The sequence below is a fragment of the Streptomyces sp. NPDC007905 genome, from assembly GCF_042959345.1.
Taxonomy (GTDB): domain Bacteria; phylum Actinomycetota; class Actinomycetes; order Streptomycetales; family Streptomycetaceae; genus Streptomyces.
Genome location: NZ_JBIBKS010000024.1, coordinates 85,100 through 109,545, shown reverse-complemented (window position 1 = coordinate 109,545; position 24,446 = coordinate 85,100). Strand labels below are relative to the sequence as shown.

The following is a 24,446-nucleotide window of genomic DNA, read 5'->3' as shown; positions in this document are numbered from 1 at the left end:
CTGCCGTGCACGAGCTGTCGATCGCGACCGCGATCGTGGAACAGGCCGAGGAGATCGCCCGGGCGGACGGCACCGACGACGTGTCGGTGGTGACCGTCCGGGTCGGGGAGCTGGCGGGTGTGGTGCCGGACGCGCTGCACTTCGCCTTCGAAGTGGCCCGCGACGGTACGGCGCTGGCCGCGGCCAGTCTCGTCGTCGAGCAGGTGACGGCGCGGGCCTGGTGCGGCGGGTGCGCGCAGGAGTTCGCGGTGGGCATGCCGCCGTTCTTCTGGTGCCCCGGCTGCGACCGGCCCTCTCAGGACCTGCGCAGCGGGCGGGAGTTGGAGATCACGGGCGTGGAAACGGTGCCGGCCCCGCGCTGACGACGGGGTCGGCACCGGCCGGTGCTCTTCAGCAGATGCGGGGCAGTTGCTCCCCCAGCGGCAGGTCCAGCACCCGGGTGCCGCCGAGTCCGGTGGCGACGACGACCATGCCGGGATGCTCCTCGACGCACTCGCCGATGAGGGTCGCGCCCGCGCCCTGCGGGTGGGCCCGCATCGCCGCGAGCACCGCCTCGGCCTCCTCGCGGGGGACGAACGCGACGAGCCGGCCCTCGTTGGCGACGTACAGCGGGTCCAGACCGAGGAAACCGCAGGCGTTCACGACCTCGTCCGGGACCGGGATGGCCCGCTCCCGCAGCCGTACTCCCGTGCCGGAGGCGCGGGCGATCTCGTTCAGGGACGTGCCCAGGCCGCCCCGGGTGGGGTCGCGCAGGACGTGGATGTCCTTGGTGACCGCCAGCATGTCCGCCACCAGGCCGGCCAGCGGCGCGGTGTCGGAGGCGATCTCTACCCCGAACTCGAGCCCCTCCCGCACACTCATGATCGCCACGCCGTGCAGGCCGATGGGGCCGCTGACGATGACGGCGTCGCCCGGCCGGGCGCGCTGCGGGCGGATGTCGACGCCGTCGGGGACCAGGCCGACGCCGGCGGTGGTGACGTAGACGCCGTCGCCATGACCGGACTCGACCACCTTGGTGTCGCCCGTGGCGATGGTGACACCGGCCGCCCGGGCCGCCGCCCCCATGGCGTGGGCGATCCGCCCGACGACGGCCAGTTCCACGCCCTCCTCCAGGACGAAGGCCGTCGAGAGGTGGGTGGGCCGGGCGCCGCTCATCGCCAGGTCGTTGACGGTGCCGTTGACCGCCAGGTCGCCCAGGCTGCCGCCGGGGAAGAACAGCGGCCGTACGACGTAGGAGTCGGTGGAGAAGGCCAGCCGGACGCCGCCCAGGTCGAGCACGGCCGAGTCGGTGAGGGCGTCCAGGGTGGGGTTGCCGTAGGCGGGGGCGAAGACCTGATCGATCAGCTCGGCGGACAGGGCGCCGCCCCCGCCGTGGCCCATGACCACGACCGGCTGGTCGCGCAGGGGCGCCGGGCAGGTCCAGTTCGCGGGATCGACGGCTGTCTCGGTCGGTTCGGTCGCTTCGATCACCGCGGTCTTTTCGGTGGCGAGGTCAGCCAACGGGGTTCATCTCCTCCTGCGGAACGCGGGATCCCCGCGGGGCCGGGCCGTCGGTCATCCGGCGGTACAGGTAGTAGGCAGCGCAGGCGCCCTCGCTGGAGACCATCGTGGCGCCGAGCGGCGTGCGCGGGGTGCAGGCCTTGCCGAACGCCTCGCACTCGGTGGGTTTGATCAGGCCCTGCAGGACCTCGCCGGCGCGGCACACGGCGGGTTCCTCGGTGCGGATGCCGGTGACGTCGAAGCGGTGCTCGGCGTCGTAGGCGCGGAAGGCGTCGGTCAGGCGCCAGCCGCTGGCCGGGATGCGGCCGATGCCGCGCCAGTTGCGGTCGGCGACCTCGAAGACCTCCTCGATCATGCGCAGGGCCGCCGGGTTGCCCTGGTCGCGCACGGCCCGGGGGTAGGCGTTCTCCACCCGGTGCTCCCCGCGCTCCAGCTGGTGGACGGCGCGGCGGATGCCCTCCAGAATGTCCAGCGGCTCGAAGCCGGTCACCACGATCGGCACCCGGTGCTTCTCGGCCAGGTCCGGGTACTCGGCGGTGCCCATGACGCTGCACACGTGCCCGGCGGCGAGGAAGCCCTGCACCCGGCAGGCGGGGGCGGTCATGATGGCCTCGATCGCCGGGGGGACGCGGACGTGGGACACCAGCAGGCTGAAGTTGTCCACTTTGAGCCGGCGGGCCTGGTGGACGGCCATGGCGTTGGCGGGGGCGGTCGTCTCGAAGCCGATCGCGAAGAAGACGACCTGGCGGTCCGGGTTCCTGCGGGCCAGGTCGAGGGCGTCGAGCGGTGAGTACACCACCCGTACGTCACCGCCCTCGCCCTTGACCCGGAACAGGTCCCGGTCGGTGCCGGGCACCCGCAGCATGTCGCCGAAGGAGCAGAAGATCACGTCGGGCCGGGCGGCGATCTCCAGCGCCTTGTCGATGACGTCGAGCGGCGTGACGCACACCGGGCAGCCGGGACCGTGGATCAACTCAACCTCCTCCGGCAGAAGTTGGTCGATACCGTGCCGGATGATGGAGTGGGTCTGGCCGCCGCAGACCTCCATCAGGGCCCAGTGCCGGGTGACCGTGGCACGGATCTCGTCCAGCAACCGGCGTGCCAGGTCCGGGTCGTGGAACTCGTCGATGTACTTCACTGGACCTCACTTCCGCTCTCCTGTCGCGCCGCCTGTTCCCAGGCGTCGCCGAACTCCTCCTCCAGCAGTCCGAGTTGCTCGAACAGCTCCAGGGACGCCCGGGCCGACTCCTCGTCCAGGCGCTGCAGGGCGAAGCCGACGTGGACGATGACGTACTCCCCCACCCGCACATCGGGGAGGTACTCGAGACACGCCTGTTTCCGTACTCCGCCGAAGTCGATCAGCCCGGTGAGCGGATCGGCGCCGTCGTCGATGGCCACGACCTTGCCGGGCACTGCCAGACACATGGGTCACTCCGTCTCGTTGATTGCTGTTCCCGCGACCATGAGCTGGCCGAGTGCCAACCCGCCGTCGTTCGGGGGTACTTCGCGGTGCCGGAGGACCACGAAGCCGTCCGCAGCCAGCAGGGCGGCACACTCCTCCTCCAGCAGTCCGTTGGCGAAGACACCCCCCGTCAGGACCACGGTGGTCAGGCCTGCGGCCGTGCGGGCACGCCCGCAGATCTCCGTGACGGCCCGCGCGACACCGCGGTGGAACCGGGCCGCGAGTACCGGGGCGGGGGCGCCGCGGCGCTGGTCGGCGAGGAGTGCCTCCAGCATGGGCGCGGGGTCGATCCCGTGGCCGGCCCGGAAGCCGAAGGGGTACGCCGCCGCATCCGCGTCCCGTGCCTGCGCTGCCGCCGCCTCCAGCTCCAGCGCCGCCTGTGCTTCGTATCCGGCGCGGTGACACACGCCCACGAGGGAGGAGACCGCGTCGAAGAGGCGGCCCATGCTGGACGTCGGCACGCAGGCCACCTGCCGGGTCAGCTGCCGTTCCAGAACGTTGAGTTCGGCACCCGTGCAAGCTGTGACGCTCGGCAGCTCCGGCTCCCACGGCAGCCCCGCGGCCCAGAGCCGGGCGAGCGCCAGCCGGCAGGGGTTGGCCACGCCCGCGTCCCCACCGGGCAGCGGCGCCGGAGTCAGGTGGGCGAAGCGCCGGTAGCCGGCGTAGTCGGCGAGCAGGACCTCGCCGCCCCACACGGTGCCGTCGTCGCCGTAGCCGGTGCCGTCGAAGGCGACGCCGATGACGGCGGTGGTGCCGTCGAGGCCGTGTTCCGCCATCGCGGAGGCGATGTGTGCGTGGTGGTGCTGGACCGACTTCGGCGTGTGCGAGGCGAGTATGGACGACCGTCTGCGCGCCCACGCCGCCGAGTGGTACCCGGGGTGCCGATCGGTGGCCACGAGGTGAGGGGTGACGCCGGTGAGGCGGGTGAGGTGCCGTTCGGCGCGCTCGGCGGCCTCGAGGGTTGCCAGGTCGCCCATGTCGCCGATGTGCGGCCCGAACCAGGCCTGGTCGCCCTCACCCATGCAGAGGGCGTTCTTCAGGTCGCCCCCGACCGCGAGCACGGGACGGACCGGGACCGGGAGGTGCAGGGCGCGGGGGACGTACCCGCGGGAGCGTCGGAGCACCTGTTCGGTGCCGTCGGGGCGTACCCGCAGCAGGGAGTCGTCGCAGGGGGAGGCGATGGGCCGGTCGTGGCCGAGCCAGGCGTCGGCGAGTCCGGCCAGCCGGGTCAGCGCCTCGGCGTCGTCGGTGACGATGGGCTCGCCGGAGCGGTTGCCGCTGGTCATGACCAGCACCCGGGGGCCCGGGTGGTCGCCGGGCAGCCCGAACAGCAGGGTGTGCACGGGGGTGTACGGGAGCATCACGCCCACGTGCGGGCTGCCGGGACACACCTCGTCGGCGAGGCGGAGCCCGTCAGCGGGCGTGCGCCGGCGCAGCAGGACGATGGGCCGGCGGACGCCGGTGAGCGCCGTCCGTTCGGCGCCGGTAAGGACCGCGATGCGCTCCGCCGTGCCGAGGTCGGCGCACATCACGGCGAAGGCCTTGCCGCCCCGTTCCTTGCGGCTGCGCAGGGTGGCGACGGCCCGTGCGTCGGTGGCGTCGCAGGCCAGGTGGTAGCCGCCGACGCCCTTCACGGCGACGATCCGGCCCGCGGCCAGCAGTGCCCGTGCCGTCGCCAGGGCGCCGGCGTCCCGGGCCGGGCGGACTCCGGTGCCCTCGGCCGGGACCAGGCTCAGTCTCGGGCCGCAGTCGGGGCAGGCGACGGGCTGGGCGTGGAAGCGCCGGTCGGCCGGGTCCTCGTACTCGCGGGCGCAGGAGGGGCACATCGGGAACCCTGCCATGGTGGTGGCCGAGCGGTCGTACGGCATCGCGGTGGCGATGGTGAAGCGGGGACCGCAGTGGGTGCAGGTGATGAAGGGATGGCGGTGGCGGCGGTCGGCCGGATCGGCCAGCTCGCGCAGGCAGTCCGCGCAGGTCGCCGTGTCCGGCGGGAGCTGGGTCCGCCCCGGGGACTGCTCGGTGGGGCGGATGGTGAACGGGCCGGTGGCGCCGGTGGTGGGCAGGTCCTCGCAGCCGACGCCGGTCACGGTCGCCAGTGCGGGCGGCTGCTCGGACAGCCGGTCGCAGAACCGCCCCACTTCGCCCGCCGGGCCCTCGACCTCGATGAGGACACCGCTCGCGGTGTTGCTCACGAAGCCGGCCAGCGCGAGGTCGGCGGCCAGGCGGTGCACATACGGCCGGAAGCCGACCCCCTGCACGGTGCCGCGCACGGTGATCCGACGGCGGACCAGGCCGGTTGCGGGCGCGGTCACGAGACGGTGGCGGACGCGGTGTGGTGGTGACCGTGGGGGTGCGGGGCGAGCGGAGGCCGGTGCGGCGGGGCTCCGTGCCGGGCGGCGAGCGCGTGTGCCAGAAGGGTGTCGACGCCGTCGCCGGTGCGTGCGCACGACCGTACGATCTCCACCCCGGGGTTGACCCGCTGGACGTTCGCCCGGAAGGCGGCCTCGTCGAAGCCGGCCGCCTCGGCCAGGTCGGTCTTGGTGACGACGACCAGATGGGCGGAGCCGAACGCGGTGGGGTACTTCAGCGGTTTGTCCTCACCCTCGGTCACGGCCATCAGCACGATCCGCAGGGTCTCGCCGAGGTCGTACGAAGCCGGGCAGACCAGGTTCCCGACGTTCTCCACGAAGAGCACCGCGGTGTCGGCCGGCAGCCAGCCCTCCAGACGCCCGCGCACCTGCCGGGCCTCCAGGTGGCAGAGCCCGTCGGTGAGCACCTGCTGGACCGGTGCGCCCGAGCGGGCCAGCCGGACGGCGTCGTTCTCGGTCGCCAGGTCGGCGGTGAGCGCGGCGACCGGAACGTCGCGCTCCACCGCTCGGGCCAGGACCCGGCCGAGGAGCTCGGTCTTGCCGCTGCCGGGGCTGGAGAGCAGGTTGACCACGCTGACGCCCTGCCGCGTCAGATCGTCGCGCAGGCTCGCGGCCAGGTCGTCGTTCTTCGCCAGGACGGCCTGCTTGACGTCGGACCGGCACATGGGCGCAGCTCCTCGGAGTCGTAAGGCAAAGCCCCGGCCGCGTCCGTACGGCCCGGGGGTCTCACCGATCTTCGGCTCCGTCGGCCGCGAGGCCGGGCAGCGCAGCCGCGTGCGGGGGCCCGGATTCCATCGGGCGGCCCAACGCGGGTGTGGGTGCGGCGGGATCCGCCAGCAGGACGGGGATCAGCGTGTGCAGTGCCTCCACGGCCCGGTCGACCGCCTCCCGCACCGGTGCGCTGAGTCCCGGCAGGATGTCCTCGTCGCCTCGTGGCAGTACACCGGGCTCGCAGGCCAGCACGAGGACCCGGGGCAGCGGCTCGTCGCCCAGGTGCGTGGCCAGGGCCAGCACCTTCTCCGGGTCCATGCCGTGCGCCTCGGGCACGGCCGTGCCGTCGGGCGGTTCCGCTTCGACCAGGGTGAGGGTGCCGGGGCGGTGTCCGCGCGGGGCGGCGTCGACCAGGACGGCGGTGCAGTGGCCCTCCAGCAGCGCGTAGGCGAGGTCCATGCCGCGGATGCCGTAGTCCCGCACGCGCACCTCGCGCGGGAGCGGGCGCCGCTCGAGGGCGCGGATCACCTCGGGGCCGAACGCGTCGTCCCCGAGGAAGATGTTGCCGACGCCCGCCACGAGCAGCCGGCCGGCCGCGGGGCTCACCGGGTGTCTCCGGCGGCCGGTGCCAGGGGGCGGGTGGAGGCGGCGGGCTTCTTCCGGACGAACGCCGACCGCAGGGCGTGGTAAGGGGCTTCGGGGTCGAAGAAGACGGCGCGCATACGGGCGAGTTCCTCGCGCCGGTAGTCCGCGAGTGGGCGTGCCTCCTCGTCCGAGCGGCGTGCGGCGGCCTTGGCGGCGATGCGTTGCGGGAGGTCCGGGGTGGCGGCCAGGTCGGCGGCCAGCCGCTCGACCTCGGCGGCGAACTCACCGGGGCCGGTGGGCACGAGCCGGTCCACCAGCCCGATCCGTGCGGCCGACGCCGCGCTCAGGGGCAGCGCCTCGGTGGTCAGCCGGTGGGCGGTGTCGGCACCGACGCGGCTCGGCAACGTGTACGTCCAGAACTCGGACCCGTACAGGCCCATCCTCCGGTAGTGCGGGTTGAGCACGGCGCCGCTGCGGCACCACACCCGGTCGGCGGCGAGGGCGAACATGGCGCCGCCCGCGGCGGCGTTGCCGGCGAGCGCGGCCACCACCAGCCGGTCGGTGGTGCGCAGTACCGCCTCGACGAGGTCGTCCATGGCGTTGATGTTGGTCCAGGACTCCTCGGCCGGGTCGGCCGCTGCCTCGATGACGTTCAGGTGGATGCCGTTGGAGAAGAAGTCACGCTCTGCGCCCAGCACCAGGACCCAGGTGGGGTCGGCGAGCGCGCACTCGTAGGCGGCGAGCAGTCTGCGGCACTGGTCGGTGCTCATGGCTCCGCCCGGGAAGGAGAAGTTCAGGAACCCGACGTCGCCGCGCCGGCGGTAGCGGATGTCGGTCCAGGTGCGCCGGTCCGCGGGCATTTCGAAGGGGACGGGGGCCTCGGGAAGCCGGACGGAGAGGGAGGCGAGCACGGAAGCGGCGGGGCGCCGGAACGGTGCCGGGTCGCCGGAGCTCTTGCGCGGACGCAGTTCCGGGATCCACACGGCGCCGTCGCGGGTGGCCCGGCAGACCGCGCCGGCCCGGGTCGCGAGCAGTTCGCCGGGGCGCCCGCGCAGCTGGTCCTCCGGGTGGCCGCCGTGCAGGAACACCTCGTGGCCGAGGAGTTCGTCCAGGACGCCCGGCTGCGAGTCGGCACCGCGGAGCTTGCGCAGCACGGTCTCGGTGCTGTCGTTGTCCCAGTCGATGCGGCGCCGCTCCTGCCGGAAGAAGTCGCGCCACACCGCGGGAAGGGCGTCGCCGGTCTGCGGGCGGGGCTTGTACGAGGCGTCGGCGTACCGGCGTACGGCCAGCAGGACGGCGGCCACGGCGGCGTCGGAGGCCTCGTTGCGGTAGAGGTCGCTCTTGCCGACGGGCGGCACGGGGAAGGGCACCGCCGCCCAGATGTCCCCGGCGTCCATGGCCGCCTCGGCCTGGAGCACCGTCACGCCCCAGTACGGGGCCCGCTCGGCGAGCGCCCAGTCCAGCGACGACGGCCCGCGGTCGCCGGGCGGCCCCGGGTGCACGATGAGGCAGGTGTGCTCCCGCCAGACGTCCTCCGGCAGGGCCGTCTTCAGCATCGGCGCGATGATCAGGTCCGGGCGCAGTTCGCGTACGGCGGCACGGACCGGGTCGGCACCGTGCGTGGCGAGGACGACGTCCACCCGGTGGCCCTGGTCCACGAGTTCGGCATACACCCGCTGGGAGAGACTGTTGAACGCGCTGGCGACGAGCAAAATGTCCATGACACGGCATGTTGGTCCCTTCGCGGCATAGCGGGAAGAACCCCTGCGGCGTTTCTGCCGGCTCGGTCAGGTCTCTTCCTCCATCCGGATCGCATTCCTCAGGTCCTCGAAGGCCTGGCTCCGCTCGTCCTTGTGCGCTTCCAGCAGGGCGCCGGCGATCGCGTCGAGCTTGCGCTGGATGGCGTGCTCGGCCCGCACCTCCGCGTTCTTCAGCAGCGCGAGCAGCAGCAGGGTCACGGCGGTCATGGACTCGCCCGCCAGCAGCAGCAGTTCGAGGTTCAGGTGGGCCGCGTGGGCGGCGACGAAGACGCCGACGAGGAGCAGGCAGAACAGAAAGAAGAGCGGGGAGCTGGTGAAGTTCGAGGCGTACTCGGCGAACTGGTCGAACCGGCCGCGGCGCGGGCCACCGCGTTGGACGGGGTTCTTGAAGGTCATGGGGCGAGGCTTACCCCTCGACCGGGCGCGGACTGCCGGTGTGACGCTACCTGGGGGGCGCAGCCGGACGCAGCAGTCGACTGCTCGTCGGCGCGGCGCAGGATGCCGCCGCCGGACCGCTCACGTGCGCGCGGGCGGCGGGCTCCGTCAGGCGGCGAGGGCCGGTCCGGTGCGCAGGCGGTCCAGGAGCTGGCCGTGGTGGAGCTCCGCCACGGGTGCGAGGAGGTCGGGGTGCCTGAGCAGTGCGGCGGCGCGCCGGTCACCGTCGTCGGGAGACAGGAGGCGGCGGAACTCGACCGGCGGGCCCGAGGTGTGCTCTCCCCCGGCGAGCGCGCCGACGGCCATTCCGGCGAGATCCGGATCGATCAGCAGGTCGGCGGCCCAGCTGGCGACGACCTCGTCGACCCAGGTGCGCCACACCCACGCGTCCGACGTGTCGTCGCCGGCCGAGTCCGCACCGGTGACCCAGTCCAGGCGGGCCGCGCCACCGGGTCCCGCCATGCCGACGAGCGCGGCGTCGATCGCGGTCGGATAGCGCAGCCATGCCGCGACCGTCACGGCCTGCCGGGCCTGTGCCTCGCACAGCGCGGAGGCCAGCGCGCCGCCGCAGGGCGGGTAGGCACCCGTCAGCCAGCGGGCCGTCGCGGCGATCAGGGGGGACAGATCAGAGAGCACTACCGGGCCGTCCGAATTGCGTGAGGGAACAGCTCGACGCCACGGTAGCCCGGCCTCCGGCGCCGCAGGGGAGGGCTGGGAACTACGTCATATGTGGCTTCGGCCACGTCGCGGCGCCGCCCACGTGTGACTCACCGGCCCCGGGGAACTCGGCGCGGACCCGCCGGAGGACAGGGTGCGCACCGGGAGCCCCATGACGACGGACGCCGGACACTACGACGACCAGGGCGAAGTCCCCCTCGGGGGCTACGCGGCCCTCGCCGGCGTGTTCGCGGCGGCCGTCGGCACATACGCCCTGGTGGCCCGATGGCGGCATGTACGGCTGCCGCGCCAGCTGCCGCCGTGGGACGTCGCCCTGCTGGGAGTCGCGACGTACAAGACGTCCAGGCTGCTGACCAGGGACAGGATCACGAGCTTCGTGCGGGCCCCGTTCGCGCGCCGTGGCGCCCAGGGCGAGGCGAACGAGGTCGTCGACGAACCGCGCGGCACCGGGCTCCGGCGGGCGGTGGGCGACCTGCTGTGCTGCCCGTTCTGCACCTCGGCCTGGGCGGCGACGGCGCTGGTGTGCTCGTACACCGCTTCGCCCCGCCTGACCCGTGTGGTCTGCGGGGGCCTCGGCGCGCTGACGCTGTCGGACTGGCTCCAGTACGCGTGGACGTGGACCCAGCAGTCGGCCGAGGAGTGAGGGGCCCCCTACGCCGACGCTCGGAAGAGTCCGGGCGATGCGGGTACTCGCCCGGTGCCGGGCCTTCGGCCGGTGGGGGACGGCATCGTGAGGAAGGAACCGGCCTCATGCATCACGACGAGATGATCGGAAAGGTTCAGGCGCTCGCCCAGCTGCCCGACCGGGGGTCGGCCGAGCGGGCGGCGCGTGCCGTGGTGAGCACACTGTCGGAACGGCTGCCGTCCGGGCTCGCCCGCCATGTGGCCGCCCAGCTTCCACCGGATTTGGCGGTCCCCATGCGCGAGGCGGCGGACGCGTCGGCCGGCCCGGACTCGGGCACCGCGGCCGAGCGGTTCGGGCTGACCGTGTTCGCCGGACGGATCGCCGACCGGGCCGGCACGGACGAGGACACCGCCCTGCGCGAGGCCGCGGCCGTGCTGGAGGTGCTGGATGCCGCTCTGGCCCCGGAGCTGACCGAACGGATGGCCGGAGCACTGCCCAGTGACATCCGGGATCTGCTGCCCGTGGGGCGCGCCGACGACGGCGGCTGGAGAGGCTGAGGCGCGACGGCACGGATGCCCGGCCCGTGCCTGAGCGATCCGGACCGGGCAGGGACGGATCGCCTGCTCGTGTCGGAACGCTTCCCACCGGGGAGGGGCGGGTGACGGACGAGCGGCGGGCGGCCGTCCGCCGGAGCGGGACGAGCCGAAGAGGCGAAGAGGCGAAGAGGCGAAGAGGCGAGCGCTCGCTACCGCCGGTCCGCACGGGCCCGCACACGCCTGAGCGGGGAGCGGCGCCGGGCATGGCGGGCGGCCGTGGGCCTGGTGACCCAGCGGTCCTCGACCTGGTCCAAGCCGTACAGCAGCGCGCTGAGCACGGGGAGCAGCAGAAACGCGACGGTGATCACTGGAGGGCTCCTCCCTGCGACGACGCCGGGCGAGTGCCCCTGTTCCCGCTCCCCCAATGCCCGTCGATTGTGAAGTTCCTTTGACCGCGCGTTGCACGGCCCCCTCCGCCGACTTGCCCTTACCGTTCTCTGGGAGATGACTGACGGTCATGAACCGGGGGCGGAGAGGAGGCGGGAGCGTGGTGGGCGGTGCGGGCCGGCGGACGGGCGAAGGGCGCCGCGCGGGCGGCACGGTGCTGGGCAGCCGGCCGGCGTACACCGTGCGGCTCCTGGGAGGCGCACGCTCCGGGCCGGACGCCCCGGTGGCCGGGCGCGTCGTGCCGTGGCTGCGGGTCGCCGCGGCCTACGCCTGGCGCCTCATCCTCCTCGGCATCGTCGTCTACGGCGTCTTCACCGTCCTCGGCCGGTTCCAGCTCGTCGCCGTCGCCCTGTTCCTCGCCCTCGTCGTCACTTCGGTCCTGCGCCCTCTCGCCGATCTCCTCAACCGTGTGCTGCCCAGGCCGCTGAGCGTGGCTGTCGCGCTCGTCGGCAGCCTGCTGCTCGTGCTGGGCCTGCTCGCGCTCGTGGGCAATGCGGTGGCCGGCCAGTCGGCCACGCTGGCGAACGAGTTCCGCGGCGGGGTCCACCGGATCGAGGTGTGGCTGCAGCATCCGCCGTTCCGGCTCAGTTTGGGCCGGCTCTCCGACCTGCAGCGCCAGGTGACGAACTACATCACCACGCACCGGTCCAGCCTGCTCAGCAGCGCCGTGTCGCAACTGGGCAGAGTCGTCGAAGTGATCACGGGCGGCGCGCTCGCGCTCTTCGCCTCCGTCTTCTTCATCCACTCCGGTGAGCGCATGTGGAGCTGGGCACGCGACCAGCTGGTGCCGAGCAGGGCCCGGCCGGCATGGGACCGGGCGGGGCGTGCGGCCTGGCGCACGTTCGCCGGGTACACGCGCGGCATCATCATCGTGGCGGCCACCAACGCCGTACTGGTGGGCATCGCCCTGCTCGTGCTGCGGGTACCGCTCGCGCTGCCGCTCATGCTGCTGGAGTTCTTCGCCGCGTTCGTGCCCCTCGTGGGCTCACCGGTGGCGCTCGGGGTGGCCACGATCGTCGCCCTGGCCGGACGCGGGCCGCTCACGGCCGTGGCCGTGCTGGTGCTCATCGTGGTCATCGGTCAGATCGAGGGGCATGTGCTGCACCCGCTGGTGATGAGCTGGGCGGTCCGGCTGCACCCGCTCGTCGTCGCCGTGTCCGTCATCGCGGGCAGCATCGTCGCGGGGGTGATCGGCGCGGTCGTGGCCGTACCGTTCATCTCGGTCGTCTGGTCGGTACTGCGCGCACTGCGGGCGGTGCCGCCGTAACAGTCGTCGCCCTCCGGACCAGTGGTTCCGTCGCCGTACGGCACCGTGCGCGTATGGCCGGCGTCGGCGCATGCCGTAACCGACGGTCGGCTGCGCCCCTGTGGCGGTCATCACGGACCGACGCCGCCGTACGAGGCGTAATCCGCAGGTTGGAGGCTACCCGGCGCCGTATGAGAGGCATGTGTGTGGAGGGTACGGCGGCATGGGCGGTGGCACGGGTGGCACTCGGGTTGCCGTGCGTGGGATGAGGGCGGCGTGGCAGGCGTTGCGGCGTGATCAGTCGACCGTGGCTACGCGCTTGCGGCGGGCCTGTGCGGAGCCGGGCCGGGAGCGGGATCTGGCCGTCCAGGCCGGGAAGGCGGCGTTGGCCGCCTGGGTGGCCTGGGCGGTGTCGGGCTGGTGGCTGCACGCGCCCCTGGCGTTCGTCGCACCGTGGGTGGCGGTGGTCCTGGTGGAGTCGACCGTGTACCGGTCGATCGCGCACGGCCTGCAGCAGCTGGCGGCGATCGCGGTCGGCACGGTCGTGGCCACCGCGGTCGGGCTGCTGCTGAACAACACGGTGGCCGCGATGGCGCTGGTCCTGCCCGTCGTGATGCTGCTGGGCCACTGGCGGCGCCTGGGCAGCCAGGGCATCTACGCGGCGACCGGTGCCCTCTTCGTCCTGACCTACGGATCCGTCACCCTGGCCACCTCGGCGGCCCGGCTCGCCGAGGCGCTGTTCGGCGCCGTGGTGGGCATCGCCGTGAACGCGCTGATCCGGCCGCCGGTGTACCTGCGCGACACCCGGGCCGTGCTGCGGGACGCGACCGACCAGGCCCACGACATCCTGCGGGCGGTGGCCGACGGGCTGGCCGAAGGACGCTGGGACGCCGAGGAGGCCGGCGCCTGGCACGAGCGCGCCCTGCGGCTGTACCGCCTCGTGGAGCAGGCCCATGCCTCGGTGGACCGGAGCCGGGAGAGCCTGCGGGTCAACCTGCGCCGCCGCACGGGTGCGGCGCCGCTGCCCGGCAAGGGGTACTACGACGCCGTCATGGTGCTCGACCACGCGGCCGTACACACCGCTGGTGTCACCCGCACCGTGCTCGAAGCCGCCGCCGAGGACCGGCCGGCGCCCCGCCCGCACCCGGAACTCGCCCGCCGCTACGCCCGTTTCCTGCGCCAGACCGCGCACACGCTGCACCTCTACAGCCACAGCCGGTTCGCCCAAGCGAGTGACGAGGAGCTGCGCGAGGCCGTGGAAGAGCTGCGCGGCACGCTCCAGGAGCTGCGCCGGGACCTGGCCCGGTCGACGACGGACGACCCCGACCAGGTCGCCACCTACGGCGCGCTGCTCGCCCAGGCCCACCGGCTGGCCGACCGATTGGTCACCTCGGTCTCCTGAGGGCCGTCCGGACCGGCCGAGGACGGTGGGGCGCCCGTTGCCGTGCCCCTCGTACACGCCCGACCTCGACCCGGCCAAGGGCGCGCCGTGGGGCGCCGCGGCACTGGGCACCATGCCGCACGGGCCCGGCGTCTCGCCCGGATGGACTCCCCATCCCTTACGGCCAGCCCAACGATCCGATGATCGGAAAGACTCCCCCTAGGTCGTGGGTGCTGCCCGCACCCCGAACTCGGCGCGTCCCACGGTGAGGATCCCGTCGGTCAGCGGACGGCAGCGGACTCCCCCGCCGCCGCGCAGCGCACGCTGTGCTCCGGCTCCCAGCGTGGCGTTCATCCACGCGCAGGGCCTGGCCGCGCCGCGGACCTCCAGTTCCACGGGGCCGGTGCCGCTGTCGAGGAAGATCGTCGAGCCGATGTACGCGTCGATGTCCACCCCGCGCAGCAGGACGTTGCGCCGCGTGCGCAGCAGGTCGGCCTCGCCGGGTCCGAGTCGCGGCAGGCGTTCCGCGGCCATGAGGGTGATCGACGCGTTGCGGTGCGCGGGGCGGTTGAAGTACCGGTCCCCCACGATGCCCAGTCCGGCGCGGACCTCGGCCGTCGTCACCAGTTCGTCGCCGGGCAGCTCGGGCACGCCGTCGCCCGGACGGCCCGCGAGCCGGTGCACCGGCGAGACCAGCAGCTGAACGATTTCCACGTGCGACACGCCCCGAGCCTAGCCAGTGCTCCGCATCGCCTCGCCGGTACCGGCGCGTGCGGTCGGCCGGGACGTGCGACACGGCGAGGACGGAGCCGGGCAAGGACAGCAGGGCGGCGCGGGTGCGGTCGAGGTCGTCCTGGGTGAGGGTGCCCACTACACCCGCCCCGCCGGTGGAATCGACGCAAACCGTCTTCGTGGACCAGACCCTCGAGGCCTACGAGTCGCTCAAGTCCGGTCATCCGCAGTGGTATCCCCTCGCCACGTTCCCGGCGCCCGGCGGTTTCCTGCCCTTCGCCGACTCCATCGACGGCGATTATCCGGGCTGGCTCACCGAGGGCGACCGGCCCGAGGACTGGCCGCTGGTGTTCTGGTCCCGGCACGCGGACCAGGGCCCGCCGCTGGAGCAGGGGCTGATCGACACACTCCTGGCCTGGCAGCGCGGCCGGCTCGGCACGGCCGGCCTGTGCGTCCTGGACGAGGACGACGACCAGGTCGAGTTCGCCGGCTTCGAGGGCTTCGGTGAGGAGGACGCGGACTGAGCCCCGGCCGCCGGCGAAGCGTCCGCACCCGCCATGATGATCTCCATGACTCCGATCACCGGCCTGGATCTGACCGGCTTCACCGAGCGTGAGCCCGGCGTGTGGACGGACGCGGCGGGACTCGTGCTGTCGGTGCACTTCTTCCCCCTCGTCCCCGATCTGCCCGCCCCCCTGCACGAGTTCGAGCACCTGCGGACCGCGCTCGCGGCAGGCGTGGGCGGACGCGGGGGCGGCCTCATCGAGGCGGTGCCCGGCGAGGTGCACGGTGTCCCGGCAGTCCGTCAGCTGATCAAGATACGCCTGCCCGGCGCACCCCACGGGCAGGCGTTCCTCGGCTCGTGGACCGTGCCCAAGGCCGGGTGCAGCACGGTGCTGAAGGTGCAGGCCGCGGAACACGGGATGACCGGTGTGCGGGAGGCGATGGTGATGAACGAGGTGGGGCTCGACGCCTACTTCCGGCCCCACCCGTACTCCGCCGGCGGGCAGTTCGGCGGACTGCCGTACCACGTGGGCGACGACGAGCAGTGGGACGCCCGGTTCCCGGAGCACCCGCTCACCCTGGTGCGGGCCGCGCTGCACCGGATCACCCCGACGATCACGCTCGACGAACACTTCCGGCAACTGCCCCCGTTCGCAGGCCCGGTACAGCCCCCGCACCCCACTCCCCCGCCCCCACCGCCGTACCCGCCGCACGCCGCACCTCCCCAGCGCGGCTGGTTCCGTCGTGGCTCCGGACGCTGAAGGCGCCGCAGGGCGCTCCTCGGGTCGTCCCCGACGCCGGGTGGTGAGGGGGAGCGGCAACACTGGGTCCGCGTACAGCGCCGGCTGACGGTCCGGCGCGGAGCGTCACCGGCAGCCCCGGCTGCGGCCCAGGGCACCGAGGCGCTCGGCGCCGTGCGGCAACGGGAACCACGCGGTCGTGCCGTCCCGGTCGGACTCCTCGACACGCAGGGCCAGGGTGCGGTGGGTCCAACCGGCGAGCGAGCCGTCGCAGGGTCGCGGTCACGTCGGTGAGCGGTACGAGGGGGCGCTGCTGCAGGTCGGCCAAGTGAACCACGGCGTGCCGCAGGCCCAGCGACCTGGCGCGGCGGACGACGGGCCCGGGTGCAGTGGGTGGGATCGGCGGGGAACTCCGCGAGGGACGCGCCGTTCGCCTCTGCCGTCACCTCGTCACCGCCCCGGGTCCGGTCGTCTTCCCAGCGGTCTCACATCGGGTCACGGACACGCGGCCGGCGTTCACCCGGTGGCGAAGCCCTTCAGCTTGTCCAGAGAGCCGTTGAACCTGTCGAGGTCCCCCACCGTCTCACCGGAGGAGGTGTACTGCCACATCGTGTACGTCGACCAGCCCGACGGCAGGGTCCCCGCCGTCGAGGCGTACCGGGCAATCCAGAGCGGGTTGGTCGCGCCGAAACCGGAGTAGTCGCCGGTGCACTCGCTCCACCAGCTGGTGGCCGTGTAGATGACGGCGTTTCGGCCGGTGCGGTCCTTGTAGCGGTTCAGGAAGTCGCGGACCCAGGTGACCATCCCGCTGTTGGACTTTCCGTAGCAGGCGTCGCCGTAGGGATTCCACTCGATGTCGAGCACGCCGGGCAGGGTCCTGCCGTCCTTGGACCAGCCGCCGCCGTGGTCCACGAAGTAGTCCGCCTGGGTGGCGCCGTTCGTGGTGTCGGGTGTGGCGAAGTGGTAGGCGCCACGGATCATGCCGACGTCGTACGAGCCGGCGTACTGCGAGGCGAAGGAGGGGTTCGTGTAGTACGTCCCCTCCGTCGCCTTGGCGTACGCCCATCTGACGCCGTTGCCCCACAGGGTGGACCAGGCGACGTCGCCCTGGTAGCTGGCGACGTCCACGCCTTCGGTCTGGGTGGCCCGGGAGACCGACGGGGTGGCGTCGGCGCCGTCGTGGGCCAGCACCCCCATGCCCATGTAGGCGCTGCCGCGTTCGGGTATGGACTCGGCCGACGACTGCGGGGCCGAGGGAATGGACAGGATCAGCAGGAGGCCGCTCAGAGCGCCGGTGACGGACCAGCGCGAGCGGCAGCGGTGAAGGAACATATGGCTTCGCACGGATCCATCTGACCCGCAGTCGGGCCGCACCGCACTCCGGATACCGCCCAACGAAGGTGATCCGACCGGAGATTAGGCCATGTGAGTGGCATGGGGACCGGGTCCGAGTGGTCGTGGGCCGCGCCGGAGCGGCGCCGCCCACGACCGGTCGGTCCGGAGTCAGCCGTCGATGCGGTGCTGGGTCCAGAAGGAGGTGAGGTCCGTGCTCGTGGCGGCCTGGGCGGCCGCCTTGAACTCGGCCGTGGTCGAGACGCCGTACCAGTGCGCGGTCGCGTAGTCCTTCATCAGCTGGGCCATGGCGGTGTCGCCGAGGACCCTCCGCAGGTCGTGCAGGGCGCACTTGCCGTAGCCGTAGACCACGGTGGAGTAGCGGGAGGAGTGGGCGTCCCAGTAGGCCATGGAGTTGGTGATCTTCTCCGCGCTGGAGGCCCAGGAGACGCTGCTCCAGCAGTTGCTGCCGGTCTTGCCGAGGGCGAGGTCGGTGGCATAGTCCGTGAACGCCTCGTCCAGCCATGGGCTGTTGTACTCGTCGTCGCCGACGATGCCGTACCACCACTGGTGGCCGATCTCGTGGGTGAGGGCGGTGGTGCTGACCAGGTCGAGGACGAACCCGGGGTACTCCATGCCGCCGAACCAGTAGTTGTTGTCGATGACGGCGTCCAGCTCGCCGTAGGGGTAGGCGCCGAAGCGGGCCGCGTGGGCGTCCACGGCGGTCCTGGCGGTGCTGAGCATCGACTGGGCGCTGGAGGAGCTGATGCCCGAGACGGAGTAGATGTTCACCGGCACGCCGGCGGACGAGGTTGCGGAGATCTTGCTGAAGGGCCCGGCGGCCCAGGCGAAGTCACGGACCTTGGCCGCGGTGGCGGTGGTGACCGTGCGGCCGCTGGAGCCGGGGGTGTCGGTGGAGGTGCCCGTGGCGGGGACGAGCAGGGTGCTGGGGTGGTCGAGTGTCACCTTGAAGTCGGCGGCCAGGGAGTAGAAGGACTCGCCGTTGTTGGTGTACGGGTCCAGGTGCCAGCCCGCGCCGTCGCGGACCGCGAGGACGGGCAGGGCGTTGCCGATGAAGCTGAAGGCGCCGTCGTGGCCGAACCGGTCGGCACCGCTGGGCACGGTGATGCCCAGGCCGAAGCCGATGGTGGCGCTCTGGCCCTGGTTCAGTGGCGTGGGCAGGGTGATCTTCAGGGCCGTGCAGTCCGCCGAGAGGGCGCCCGCGCTGCCGCCGGTGACGCCGGTGACCGTGATCGGCATCGCCGAGCAGGTACCGTGGTAGTTGTCCCACAGCCTCAGGTACACCTCACCGAGCGCGGTGGCGGAGGCGTTGGTGAAGGACACGCTCTCGTGCCCGTTCCAGACGGTGCCGCTCGTGTCGCTGCTGAGGCTGACGCTGTACGACGGGGCGGCCGGGGTGCGGGTGGAGTCCGCCGGGGGCGGGGTGGTGCCGCCGGAGGTCTCGAGGGCGACGTCGTCCAGGACGAAGCTCGTCCGGAGGCTGGAGTCCTCGGTTCCGGTGAAGGAGAGGTTCACGGTCTGGCCGGCGAAGGACGACACGTCGAACGACTTCTGCACGTACCCGCTGCTCTTGTCGATGTTCGAGTAGGTCGCCAGTGTCGTGTTGCCGATCTTGGCCGTCAGCTTGTCGTAGGCGATGGACGAGGTCGTTTCGGCGGTGTCGATGTGCAGCCAGAAGGTGAGGGTGGCGGTGCTGCAGCCGCTGGGGATCGTGACGCTCTGCGCGAGGGTGTCGGTGTGGGTGCTGCCGACACCGTCCAGCCAGGCGAAGGAGGAACCGCCGTGGGCGGTCTCCCCACTGCGGCTGGTGATCACGCTGGAGGAGGACTGCGTCCAGGGCGAAGTCCCGCTTTCGAAGCCGCCGTTGGTGACTGCCTGCGCTGGGGTGCAGGCGGCGGCCGGATCCTTGGCCGGCTGGGCGGCGGCGGCGGGGGTGACGGGGAGGGAGAGGGCGACCAGCGCGGCGACGGTGAGCGCACCGGCGCCGAGGGTCTTGTGGGGGGTCGATCTCACACACTGCTCCTTTTGCGACGGCCGGGATACCGGCCTGCTCGATGGCCGCCCGTCCGGCAGGGGTGTGCCGGGGCGGCCGCGGATGGGGTTGCGCGATCGCTGTACGGAGAGGTGCGCCACGCCCTCATGGGGTCAGGGCGAGGACTGCCGAAAGCGTGACAGATTTGACCGAGGCATGCCAGAAGAGGCGCCGAAGTGGGTGGCCGTGCTCCCGATGCCGGCACGCGCCGCGGGGTCAGGACCGCAACGCCGGACGCCCAACGTGGCCCCCGTGCCCGCGAGTACGCCCGCGGACGGCGAGCAGCAGGGCCAAGGGCATGCACACCGGCAGCAAGAGGGGGCCGACGACCACGCCGACGAAGACCGTCAGCGGCCGGCGGCGCGGTGGCGCTGGGAGGCCCCCGCCCCGTCGCCCAGCACCGGGCAGGGGCTCACCTTCCTCCACCTCCTGCTTCCTCCACCTCCTGCGCGCCCGGTCCCGGCCCGCGCCGTGTCGATCTCCCCGGCCGGCGGGGATCAGCGGGGATTCAGCACCGCGAAGACCGCGCGGAGGCGGCTGCCGTCCGGTCCGGACCAGCCACTGGCGACATGGCCGATGGCGCCCTGCTCAGGCAGCGGCGGGTTCTCGGGGACGGGCGTCAGGACACGGTGCAGGTGGAGGGTCGTGCCGTGCGGTGCGGCGATGCGGGTGCCCTGCTCGTCGTCGGTGGGCTCGGGGGTGAGGTTGTGCAGGGGGAACGGCTCGCCCGTGTAGGAGCGGGTCACCTCGTGGTCGGGTGTGTCGCTGATGCTCTGGGCCATCGCCTGAGCCCTGCCCTCGATCAGGGACAGCAGTTCGGTGACCACCGCCGGGTCGTGGCAGCCGTCGTAGGCCCACCGCTTGCCCAGGACGCCGTGCTCCGTGGTGCCGACGAGCGCGTGCTCCGCGCCCTCCAGCGGGGCACCGCGGTAGCTGAGCGGGACCAGGTAGGCGATCGGCTCGGGAGTGGAGCTGTCGGTGACCACCATGAGTTCGATCCCGACCTCGCCCTCCGGGTCGTCCAGCCGGAAGCCGCCGGACTTCGCCAGCCCGGGGGCGCCCGCGCCGCCGCGGTGCCACGGGCGGGTGGGCAGCCAGGTGGTGAGGAGTTCGAGCTTGGTCGGACTGAGGGTGGTGTGGTGGATGACGGCCATGCCGGTGGGTCTCTTCCGTCGTGCCGATGCGGACCCTCGAAGCTTTCCACACCGGCTGAGCCGGTCATGGTCATCCCCCGCTTCGGTCAACGCGGGGGCAACTCGGCCCACGGGGTGGGCGGTTCGCTGGTCACCCGCCCGCGGACCGCGGCACCGCGTTCGTGCGCCGTGCGTATAGCGAGGGGCACCGCGAGTGTCACGGCGAGCGGTGAGGTCCGCGCTGCACCCCGGTGCCCCGGTGGCCGGCGCGGTGCCTACGGCGCGTGGGGGGAAGCGCGGCGCGCCCCGGGCAGCGCTGCCGCGGCCCGCCGTTCCCTGTCGCCGGGCCGGTAGGTGACGCCGTACTCGCGACCGAAGGCGTTGGCCTCCGCCGCCGAGGTGGCGACGCGGTGGAGCCAGTAGCCGTACGCGGCGGATTCCATCTGCCGCTGCGTCAGCAGCAGCCGCCACCGGTTGTCCTCGCGGTGGAACACCGCGCCGTTCACCTGCTCCGCCAGTCCCTCGGCGGGCGGCTCGTGCAGGTGACCGGCGAGACCCAGGTAGGTGCGCAGGGCGCTCATCTGCGACGGCTTCAGCTCCACCAGCCGCAGTCCCGGCCCGGGCACCGGTCTGTCCGACTGCGGACGGGGCCGACGGCGGGCGTAGGCGAGGACGTCGCGGCCGTGCCGGGACAGACGGACCGCCTGCCGCACGGGGCGGCCCTCCAACGCGGACAGCTCCGCGCGCATCTCCCGGTCGCCCCACTCCACCAGGTCGAGTCGCGTCGGCCCGGCCAGCGCGGAGCGCAGCTCGACGGCGTGTGCGTCGAGCACCCAGCCGTGCGCGGCCGTCCGTCCGATCCGGTGCACCGCCTCCAGCGCGGCGAGCAGGTCTTCCCGACTCACCACACCCACCCCCTCGTGTCGCTGTTCCCCGACTCGGTGACCGTAGCCTCCGGGCGGTGCGGTGATGGCATATTCACGGGGTCGTAAGCCCTTCGGGCGAAGTCGGCCGCGCCGGGGAACCGGAAGCGCACCGGGCGCGACCCGGCGGCCCGAACGGTTCTGTCAGCGCGATGTCATGGGGTCCTGGCACCGTTGTTCCTGTGAACGGCACCGGAATCCGGAAGCCGGTCACGGGGAGAGGTGCCCGGAGTGGTTGATCGGGGACCAGCGAGCGCGGCTCACGGTCGGGCCCCAGGGCCCACGCAGGTTCGAATCCTGCCCTCTCCGCTCCTCCTCGGAGCATGCCGGGCGGCAACGCGGGTAGCCGCGCAGCTACATGATCGATGCTGGCTGCGCACCAGGGAGGGCGGATCTCATGCTCATGGCACACCCCGCTGTACTGAAGGACCTGATCGCCCAGTACGAGGCCCTCACGCTGCTCGGGGCGGAGGAGAGTACGCCGCAGGCCCGGCAACGGCTTGCGGACGTCTCCTACATGCTGTGCGTGGCCACGGGCACCAAGGACGCCGACATGGCCGTGATCGCCGCCCGGCACCGTCTGTCCGGGGCCCGTCCGGAGGACGACTCGCTCCTGCAGGCGTCCGCCCCGCAGCCGGCCTCGGCAGGCATCTGACCGCCTGATCCACTCCACCGCCCTGTGGCGCACCCCCGGTCGGGAGTGCCGCAGGGCGATCTGCGTTCTCCTTCCCCGTGCGGCACGAATGTTCGTTCCCGCTTCTGGTCCGGGAGACCTACCGGACTGGTATACAGACCGAGTTGACCGCGGGGACCGCTCTTCGGTGCGGACCGCCGCGATGTCCCGGCGCAGGGGGAGGATTTCCATGCCAGGACCCGACCGGCAATCCCTGCGAGCGCTTCTACAAGGCCGCCGGCTACGACCGGTTGGCGCTCACCGTCCTGGAGACCGCGCCGCAGATCGACCGGGTGCTGCGTGCGGTGCACGCCCGCGCGCCGCACGCGCGGGTGCTCCTCGTCGGCTACCCGGACCTGCTGCCGGACGACGGCAGCGGCTGCTTCCCCTCGGTGCCGTTCGCCCAGCGGGACTTTGCCTATCTGCGGGACACCGAGAAGCGGCTGAACCAGATGCTGCGCCTGGTGGCCGCGTGGGACCGGGCCGAGTACGCCGACACCTACGGCCCCACGGTCGGCCACGACATGTGCAAGGCGCCCGCGGACCGCTGGATCGAGCCGCTGCAGCCGGCCTCGCCCGCGGCCCCCGCCCACCCCAACGCAACGGGCGAGGCAGCCATGGCACAGGCCGTGCTGGACCGGCTGGAGCAGGGACGCGGACGCGGCTGAGCCTGGCGCCGACGGCCTCCGCACCCCGGGGAGACGCACCCGTGGCGGAGGCCGTCGTACGGCCGGGCGGAGTCAGCCGCCGAGCGCGGACAGGACCACGGCCTTGGCCTCCTGCTGTACCTGGGCGAGGTGGTCGGGGCCGAGGAACGACTCGGCATAGACCTTGTAGACGTCCTCGGTGCCCGAAGGACGGGCCGCGAACCAGGCGTTGGCGGTGGTGACCTTGATCCCGCCGATGGCCGCGCCATTGCCCGGCGCCTCGGTGAGGACGCCGGTGACCGGCTCCCCGGCGAGGGTGTCGGCGGTGACCTGGGCCGGGGACAGCTTCGCCAGCAGCGCCTTCTGCTCGCGTGAGGCGGGGGCGTCGATGCGGGCGTAGGCGGGTTCGCCGAAGCGGGCGGTGAGGTCGGCGTAGTGCTCCGACGGCGTCCTGTCCGTGACCGCCGTGATCTCCGAGGCGAGCAGGGCCAGGATGATGCCGTCCTTGTCGGTGGTCCACACCGAGCCGTCCCGGCGCAGGAAGGAAGCGCCGGCCGACTCCTCGCCGCCGAACCCCAGGGTGCCGCCCGCCAGTCCGTCCACGAACCACTTGAACCCCACCGGCACCTCGACCAGTCGGCGGTTCAGGTCGGCCGCGACGCGGTCGATCATCGTGGAGGAGACGAGGGTCTTGCCGATGCCGGTCTGGGCGGGCCACTGCTCGCGGTGCCGGTAGAGGTAGGAGATGGCGACCGCGAGGTAGTGGTTGGGGTTCATCAGGCCGGCGTCCGGGGTGACGATGCCGTGCCGGTCGGCGTCGGCGTCGTTGCCGGTGGCGATGCGGAAGCGGTCGCGCTGCTCGATGAGGGAGGCCATCGCGTACGGCGAGGAGCAGTCCATGCGGATCTTTCCGTCCCAGTCCAGCGTCATGAACCGCCAGGTGGGGTCGGTGTGCGGATTGACGACGGTCAGGTCGATGCCGTGCTCCTCGGCGATCCGGCCCCAGTAGGCGACGGACGCTCCGCCGAGCGGGTCGGCGCCGATCCGCACACCGGCCGCGCGGATCGCGTCGAGGTCCAGGACACTCGGCAGGTCGCCGACGTAGGTGCCCAGGAAGTCGTACCGCCGAGTGGTGTCCGCGGCCAGCGCACGGGCGTACGTCAGCCGTTGCACGTCCTTCAGGCCGCCCGCGATGATCCGGTTGGCCCGGTCCTGGATCCATGAGGTGGCCTCGGAGGGCGCCGGGCCGCCGCTGGGCGGGTTGTACTTGAAGCCGCCGTCGGCCGGCGGGTTGTGCGACGGGGTGACGACCACGCCGTCGGCCAGGCCCGAGGTCCGGCCCCGGTTGTGGGTGAGGATCGCGTGCGAGACCGCCGGGGTCGGGGTGTAGCCGTCCGCGCTGTCGATGAGCACCGTCACGTCGTTCGCGGCGAACACCTCCAGGGCGGTGGCCTTCGCGGGCTCGGACAGGGCGTGTGTGTCGGCGCCGAGGAAGAGGGGGCCGTCCACGCCCTGGGCCGCGCGGTACTCGACGATGGCCTGGCTGGTGGCGGCGATGTGGTCCTCGTTGAAGGCGGTGGCCAGGGACGATCCCCGGTGTCCCGAGGTGCCGAATGCCACCCGCTGCCCCGGGTCGGCCGGGTCGGGGTGCAGCGTGTAGTACGCCGTGACCAGCCGGGCCACGTCGACAAGATCCTCGGGACCGGCCGGCCGGCCGGCTCGCTCGTGCGGCATGAGTCCGCTCCTCCGCATCGGTGTGATCGATCGCTCGGACCCATCTTTCCGCGTCGGGGGCCCGGCATGCGAGTGCGCCACCGGCACGGAGGGCGGGCCGGGCCCGCCCGCCCGAAGCCCTCGCCCCGGCCGCGGGTGCCCGGGCGGTCGCCGTGATCCAGCGCACGACGGCGCGGCAGGCCACTGCGCTGGGATCGGCACTCTTGATCCCGGGCGCCGCGAGCCTGCCGCACCTGCCCC

Annotated in this window: 24 protein-coding genes and 2 pseudogenes; 10 read left to right on the top strand and 16 right to left on the bottom strand. The window is 72.9% G+C overall.

Annotated features, from left to right (window positions below):
* The first annotated feature begins 5 nt into the window (after positions 1–5).
* Positions 6–362 (top strand): hydrogenase maturation nickel metallochaperone HypA, encoded by a 357-nt coding sequence (gene hypA, locus ACFZDC_RS33875; protein WP_391329826.1) that lies wholly within the window; start codon positions 6–8, stop codon positions 360–362.
* 28 nt (positions 363–390) lie between these two features.
* Here the strand turns inward: hypA and hypE are convergent, their stop codons facing one another.
* The 9 genes from hypE to ACFZDC_RS33830 all read right to left on the bottom strand — a co-directional run bounded on the left by hypE (position 391) and on the right by ACFZDC_RS33830 (position 9,458).
* A complete protein-coding gene (gene hypE, locus ACFZDC_RS33870) occupies positions 391–1,500 on the bottom strand; it encodes a hydrogenase expression/formation protein HypE (protein WP_391329824.1) in 1,110 nt (369 codons plus the stop codon).
* Positions 1,493–2,638 (bottom strand): hydrogenase formation protein HypD, encoded by a 1,146-nt coding sequence (hypD, locus tag ACFZDC_RS33865; RefSeq protein WP_391329822.1) that lies wholly within the window; start codon positions 2,636–2,638, stop codon positions 1,493–1,495. Before hypD ends, hypE begins: the two co-directional genes overlap by 8 nt.
* On the bottom strand, positions 2,635–2,925 hold the full coding sequence (locus tag ACFZDC_RS33860) for a HypC/HybG/HupF family hydrogenase formation chaperone (protein ID WP_391329820.1): 291 nt from the start codon (positions 2,923–2,925) through the stop codon (positions 2,635–2,637). Before ACFZDC_RS33860 ends, hypD begins: the two co-directional genes overlap by 4 nt.
* 3 nt (positions 2,926–2,928) lie before the next feature.
* Positions 2,929–5,274: a carbamoyltransferase HypF gene (gene hypF / locus ACFZDC_RS33855; RefSeq protein ID WP_391329818.1), complete on the bottom strand. Its 2,346-nt coding sequence runs from the start codon at positions 5,272–5,274 to the stop codon at positions 2,929–2,931.
* Positions 5,271–5,996 carry a hydrogenase nickel incorporation protein HypB gene (gene hypB, locus ACFZDC_RS33850; protein ID WP_391329816.1) on the bottom strand — a complete coding sequence of 242 codons (726 nt, stop codon included), beginning with the start codon at positions 5,994–5,996 and terminating at the stop codon, positions 5,271–5,273. Before hypB ends, hypF begins: the two co-directional genes overlap by 4 nt.
* A gap of 61 nt (positions 5,997–6,057) precedes the next feature.
* Positions 6,058–6,648, bottom strand: a complete 591-nt coding sequence (locus ACFZDC_RS33845; protein WP_391329814.1) for a hydrogenase maturation protease — start codon at positions 6,646–6,648, stop codon at positions 6,058–6,060.
* A complete protein-coding gene (locus ACFZDC_RS33840) occupies positions 6,645–8,348 on the bottom strand; it encodes an enoyl-CoA hydratase-related protein (RefSeq protein ID WP_391329812.1) in 1,704 nt (567 codons plus the stop codon). The genes ACFZDC_RS33845 and ACFZDC_RS33840 overlap by 4 nt, the downstream gene beginning before the upstream one ends.
* A gap of 66 nt (positions 8,349–8,414) precedes the next feature.
* The gene (locus ACFZDC_RS33835; protein WP_391329810.1) at positions 8,415–8,783 is read right to left on the bottom strand and encodes a hypothetical protein; all 369 of its coding nucleotides are present in this window, start codon (positions 8,781–8,783) and stop codon (positions 8,415–8,417) included.
* A 147-nt stretch (positions 8,784–8,930) separates the two neighbouring features.
* Positions 8,931–9,458, bottom strand: coding sequence for a hypothetical protein (locus ACFZDC_RS33830; protein ID WP_391329808.1), 528 nt, complete (start codon positions 9,456–9,458; stop codon positions 8,931–8,933).
* 193 nt (positions 9,459–9,651) lie between these two features.
* Between ACFZDC_RS33830 and ACFZDC_RS33825 the strand changes: the two genes are divergently transcribed.
* Together ACFZDC_RS33825 and ACFZDC_RS33820 are read left to right on the top strand one after the other, a co-directional pair.
* Positions 9,652–10,143: a DUF1360 domain-containing protein gene (locus tag ACFZDC_RS33825; RefSeq protein WP_391329806.1), complete on the top strand. Its 492-nt coding sequence runs from the start codon at positions 9,652–9,654 to the stop codon at positions 10,141–10,143.
* 107 nt (positions 10,144–10,250) lie between these two features.
* On the top strand, positions 10,251–10,682 hold the full coding sequence (locus ACFZDC_RS33820) for a DUF2267 domain-containing protein (RefSeq protein ID WP_391329804.1): 432 nt from the start codon (positions 10,251–10,253) through the stop codon (positions 10,680–10,682).
* 188 nt (positions 10,683–10,870) lie between these two features.
* Here ACFZDC_RS33820 and ACFZDC_RS33815 read toward each other — a convergent pair whose 3' ends face one another.
* Positions 10,871–11,029 carry a hypothetical protein gene (locus tag ACFZDC_RS33815; RefSeq protein ID WP_391329802.1) on the bottom strand — a complete coding sequence of 53 codons (159 nt, stop codon included), beginning with the start codon at positions 11,027–11,029 and terminating at the stop codon, positions 10,871–10,873.
* A gap of 149 nt (positions 11,030–11,178) precedes the next feature.
* On the opposite strand from ACFZDC_RS33815, the gene ACFZDC_RS33810 reads away from it, so the two are divergent.
* Positions 11,179–12,375, top strand: a complete 1,197-nt coding sequence (locus ACFZDC_RS33810; protein ID WP_391329800.1) for an AI-2E family transporter — start codon at positions 11,179–11,181, stop codon at positions 12,373–12,375.
* A gap of 244 nt (positions 12,376–12,619) precedes the next feature.
* Positions 12,620–13,756 (top strand): aromatic acid exporter family protein, encoded by a 1,137-nt coding sequence (locus ACFZDC_RS33805; protein WP_391329798.1) that lies wholly within the window; start codon positions 12,620–12,622, stop codon positions 13,754–13,756.
* Positions 13,757–13,954: 198 nt separating this feature from the next.
* Here the strand turns inward: ACFZDC_RS33805 and ACFZDC_RS33800 are convergent, their stop codons facing one another.
* Positions 13,955–14,458 carry a molybdenum cofactor biosysynthesis protein gene (locus ACFZDC_RS33800; protein WP_391329796.1) on the bottom strand — a complete coding sequence of 168 codons (504 nt, stop codon included), beginning with the start codon at positions 14,456–14,458 and terminating at the stop codon, positions 13,955–13,957.
* A gap of 164 nt (positions 14,459–14,622) precedes the next feature.
* On the opposite strand from ACFZDC_RS33800, the gene ACFZDC_RS33795 reads away from it, so the two are divergent.
* Both ACFZDC_RS33795 and ACFZDC_RS33790 read left to right on the top strand, forming a co-directional pair.
* Complete coding sequence (locus ACFZDC_RS33795; RefSeq protein WP_391329794.1) at positions 14,623–14,991, top strand: hypothetical protein; 369 nt, start codon at positions 14,623–14,625, stop codon at positions 14,989–14,991.
* A gap of 45 nt (positions 14,992–15,036) precedes the next feature.
* Positions 15,037–15,732, top strand: a complete 696-nt coding sequence (locus ACFZDC_RS33790) for a hypothetical protein (protein WP_391329792.1) — start codon at positions 15,037–15,039, stop codon at positions 15,730–15,732.
* A 495-nt stretch (positions 15,733–16,227) separates the two neighbouring features.
* Here ACFZDC_RS33790 and ACFZDC_RS33785 read toward each other — a convergent pair whose 3' ends face one another.
* The 4 genes from ACFZDC_RS33785 to ACFZDC_RS33770 all read right to left on the bottom strand — a co-directional run bounded on the left by ACFZDC_RS33785 (position 16,228) and on the right by ACFZDC_RS33770 (position 21,134).
* The gene (locus ACFZDC_RS33785) at positions 16,228–17,043 is read right to left on the bottom strand and encodes a GH25 family lysozyme (protein WP_391329790.1); all 816 of its coding nucleotides are present in this window, start codon (positions 17,041–17,043) and stop codon (positions 16,228–16,230) included.
* A 171-nt stretch (positions 17,044–17,214) separates the two neighbouring features.
* Positions 17,215–19,077: a M1 family aminopeptidase gene (locus ACFZDC_RS33780; protein WP_391329788.1), complete on the bottom strand. Its 1,863-nt coding sequence runs from the start codon at positions 19,075–19,077 to the stop codon at positions 17,215–17,217.
* Positions 19,078–19,593: 516 nt separating this feature from the next.
* Positions 19,594–20,250 carry a 1,4-alpha-glucan branching protein gene (locus tag ACFZDC_RS33775; RefSeq protein ID WP_391329786.1) on the bottom strand — a complete coding sequence of 219 codons (657 nt, stop codon included), beginning with the start codon at positions 20,248–20,250 and terminating at the stop codon, positions 19,594–19,596.
* A 254-nt stretch (positions 20,251–20,504) separates the two neighbouring features.
* On the bottom strand, positions 20,505–21,134 hold the full coding sequence (locus ACFZDC_RS33770; protein ID WP_391329784.1) for a DUF6417 family protein: 630 nt from the start codon (positions 21,132–21,134) through the stop codon (positions 20,505–20,507).
* A 234-nt stretch (positions 21,135–21,368) separates the two neighbouring features.
* Between ACFZDC_RS33770 and ACFZDC_RS33765 the strand changes: the two are divergent.
* The 3 genes and pseudogenes from ACFZDC_RS33765 to ACFZDC_RS33755 form a co-directional block, all read left to right on the top strand.
* A pseudogene (locus ACFZDC_RS33765) lies at positions 21,369–21,461 on the top strand.
* 88 nt (positions 21,462–21,549) lie between these two features.
* Entirely contained in the window at positions 21,550–21,807 is a 258-nt protein-coding gene (locus tag ACFZDC_RS33760; protein ID WP_391329782.1) for a DUF5133 domain-containing protein, read from the top strand.
* A gap of 212 nt (positions 21,808–22,019) precedes the next feature.
* Positions 22,020–22,493, top strand: a pseudogene (locus tag ACFZDC_RS33755) (GDSL-type esterase/lipase family protein); the annotation flags it as partial.
* 72 nt (positions 22,494–22,565) lie between these two features.
* On the opposite strand, the gene pgm reads toward ACFZDC_RS33755, so the two are convergent.
* Entirely contained in the window at positions 22,566–24,206 is a 1,641-nt protein-coding gene (gene pgm / locus ACFZDC_RS33750; RefSeq protein WP_391329780.1) for a phosphoglucomutase (alpha-D-glucose-1,6-bisphosphate-dependent), read from the bottom strand.
* Positions 24,207–24,446: the final 240 nt, after the last annotated feature.

What these genes read in the sequence shown, in the direction of transcription:
- ACFZDC_RS33860 (WP_391329820.1), bottom strand. Translation starts at nt 2,925, where the DNA reads ATGTGTCTGGCAGTGCCCGGCAAGGTCGTGGCCATCGACGACGGCGCC.
- hypB (WP_391329816.1), bottom strand. Translation starts at nt 5,996, where the DNA reads ATGTGCCGGTCCGACGTCAAGCAGGCCGTCCTGGCGAAGAACGACGAC.
- ACFZDC_RS33840 (WP_391329812.1), bottom strand. Translation starts at nt 8,348, where the DNA reads ATGGACATTTTGCTCGTCGCCAGCGCGTTCAACAGTCTCTCCCAGCGG.
- ACFZDC_RS33835 (WP_391329810.1), bottom strand. Translation starts at nt 8,783, where the DNA reads ATGACCTTCAAGAACCCCGTCCAACGCGGTGGCCCGCGCCGCGGCCGG.
- ACFZDC_RS33825 (WP_391329806.1), top strand. Translation starts at nt 9,652, where the DNA reads ATGACGACGGACGCCGGACACTACGACGACCAGGGCGAAGTCCCCCTC.
- ACFZDC_RS33820 (WP_391329804.1), top strand. Translation starts at nt 10,251, where the DNA reads ATGCATCACGACGAGATGATCGGAAAGGTTCAGGCGCTCGCCCAGCTG.
- ACFZDC_RS33810 (WP_391329800.1), top strand. Translation starts at nt 11,179, where the DNA reads ATGAACCGGGGGCGGAGAGGAGGCGGGAGCGTGGTGGGCGGTGCGGGC.
- ACFZDC_RS33805 (WP_391329798.1), top strand. Translation starts at nt 12,620, where the DNA reads ATGAGGGCGGCGTGGCAGGCGTTGCGGCGTGATCAGTCGACCGTGGCT.
- ACFZDC_RS33790 (WP_391329792.1), top strand. Translation starts at nt 15,037, where the DNA reads ATGACTCCGATCACCGGCCTGGATCTGACCGGCTTCACCGAGCGTGAG.
- ACFZDC_RS33785 (WP_391329790.1), bottom strand. Translation starts at nt 17,043, where the DNA reads ATGTTCCTTCACCGCTGCCGCTCGCGCTGGTCCGTCACCGGCGCTCTG.
- ACFZDC_RS33775 (WP_391329786.1), bottom strand. Translation starts at nt 20,250, where the DNA reads ATGGCCGTCATCCACCACACCACCCTCAGTCCGACCAAGCTCGAACTC.
- ACFZDC_RS33760 (WP_391329782.1), top strand. Translation starts at nt 21,550, where the DNA reads ATGCTCATGGCACACCCCGCTGTACTGAAGGACCTGATCGCCCAGTAC.
- pgm (WP_391329780.1), bottom strand. Translation starts at nt 24,206, where the DNA reads ATGCCGCACGAGCGAGCCGGCCGGCCGGCCGGTCCCGAGGATCTTGTC.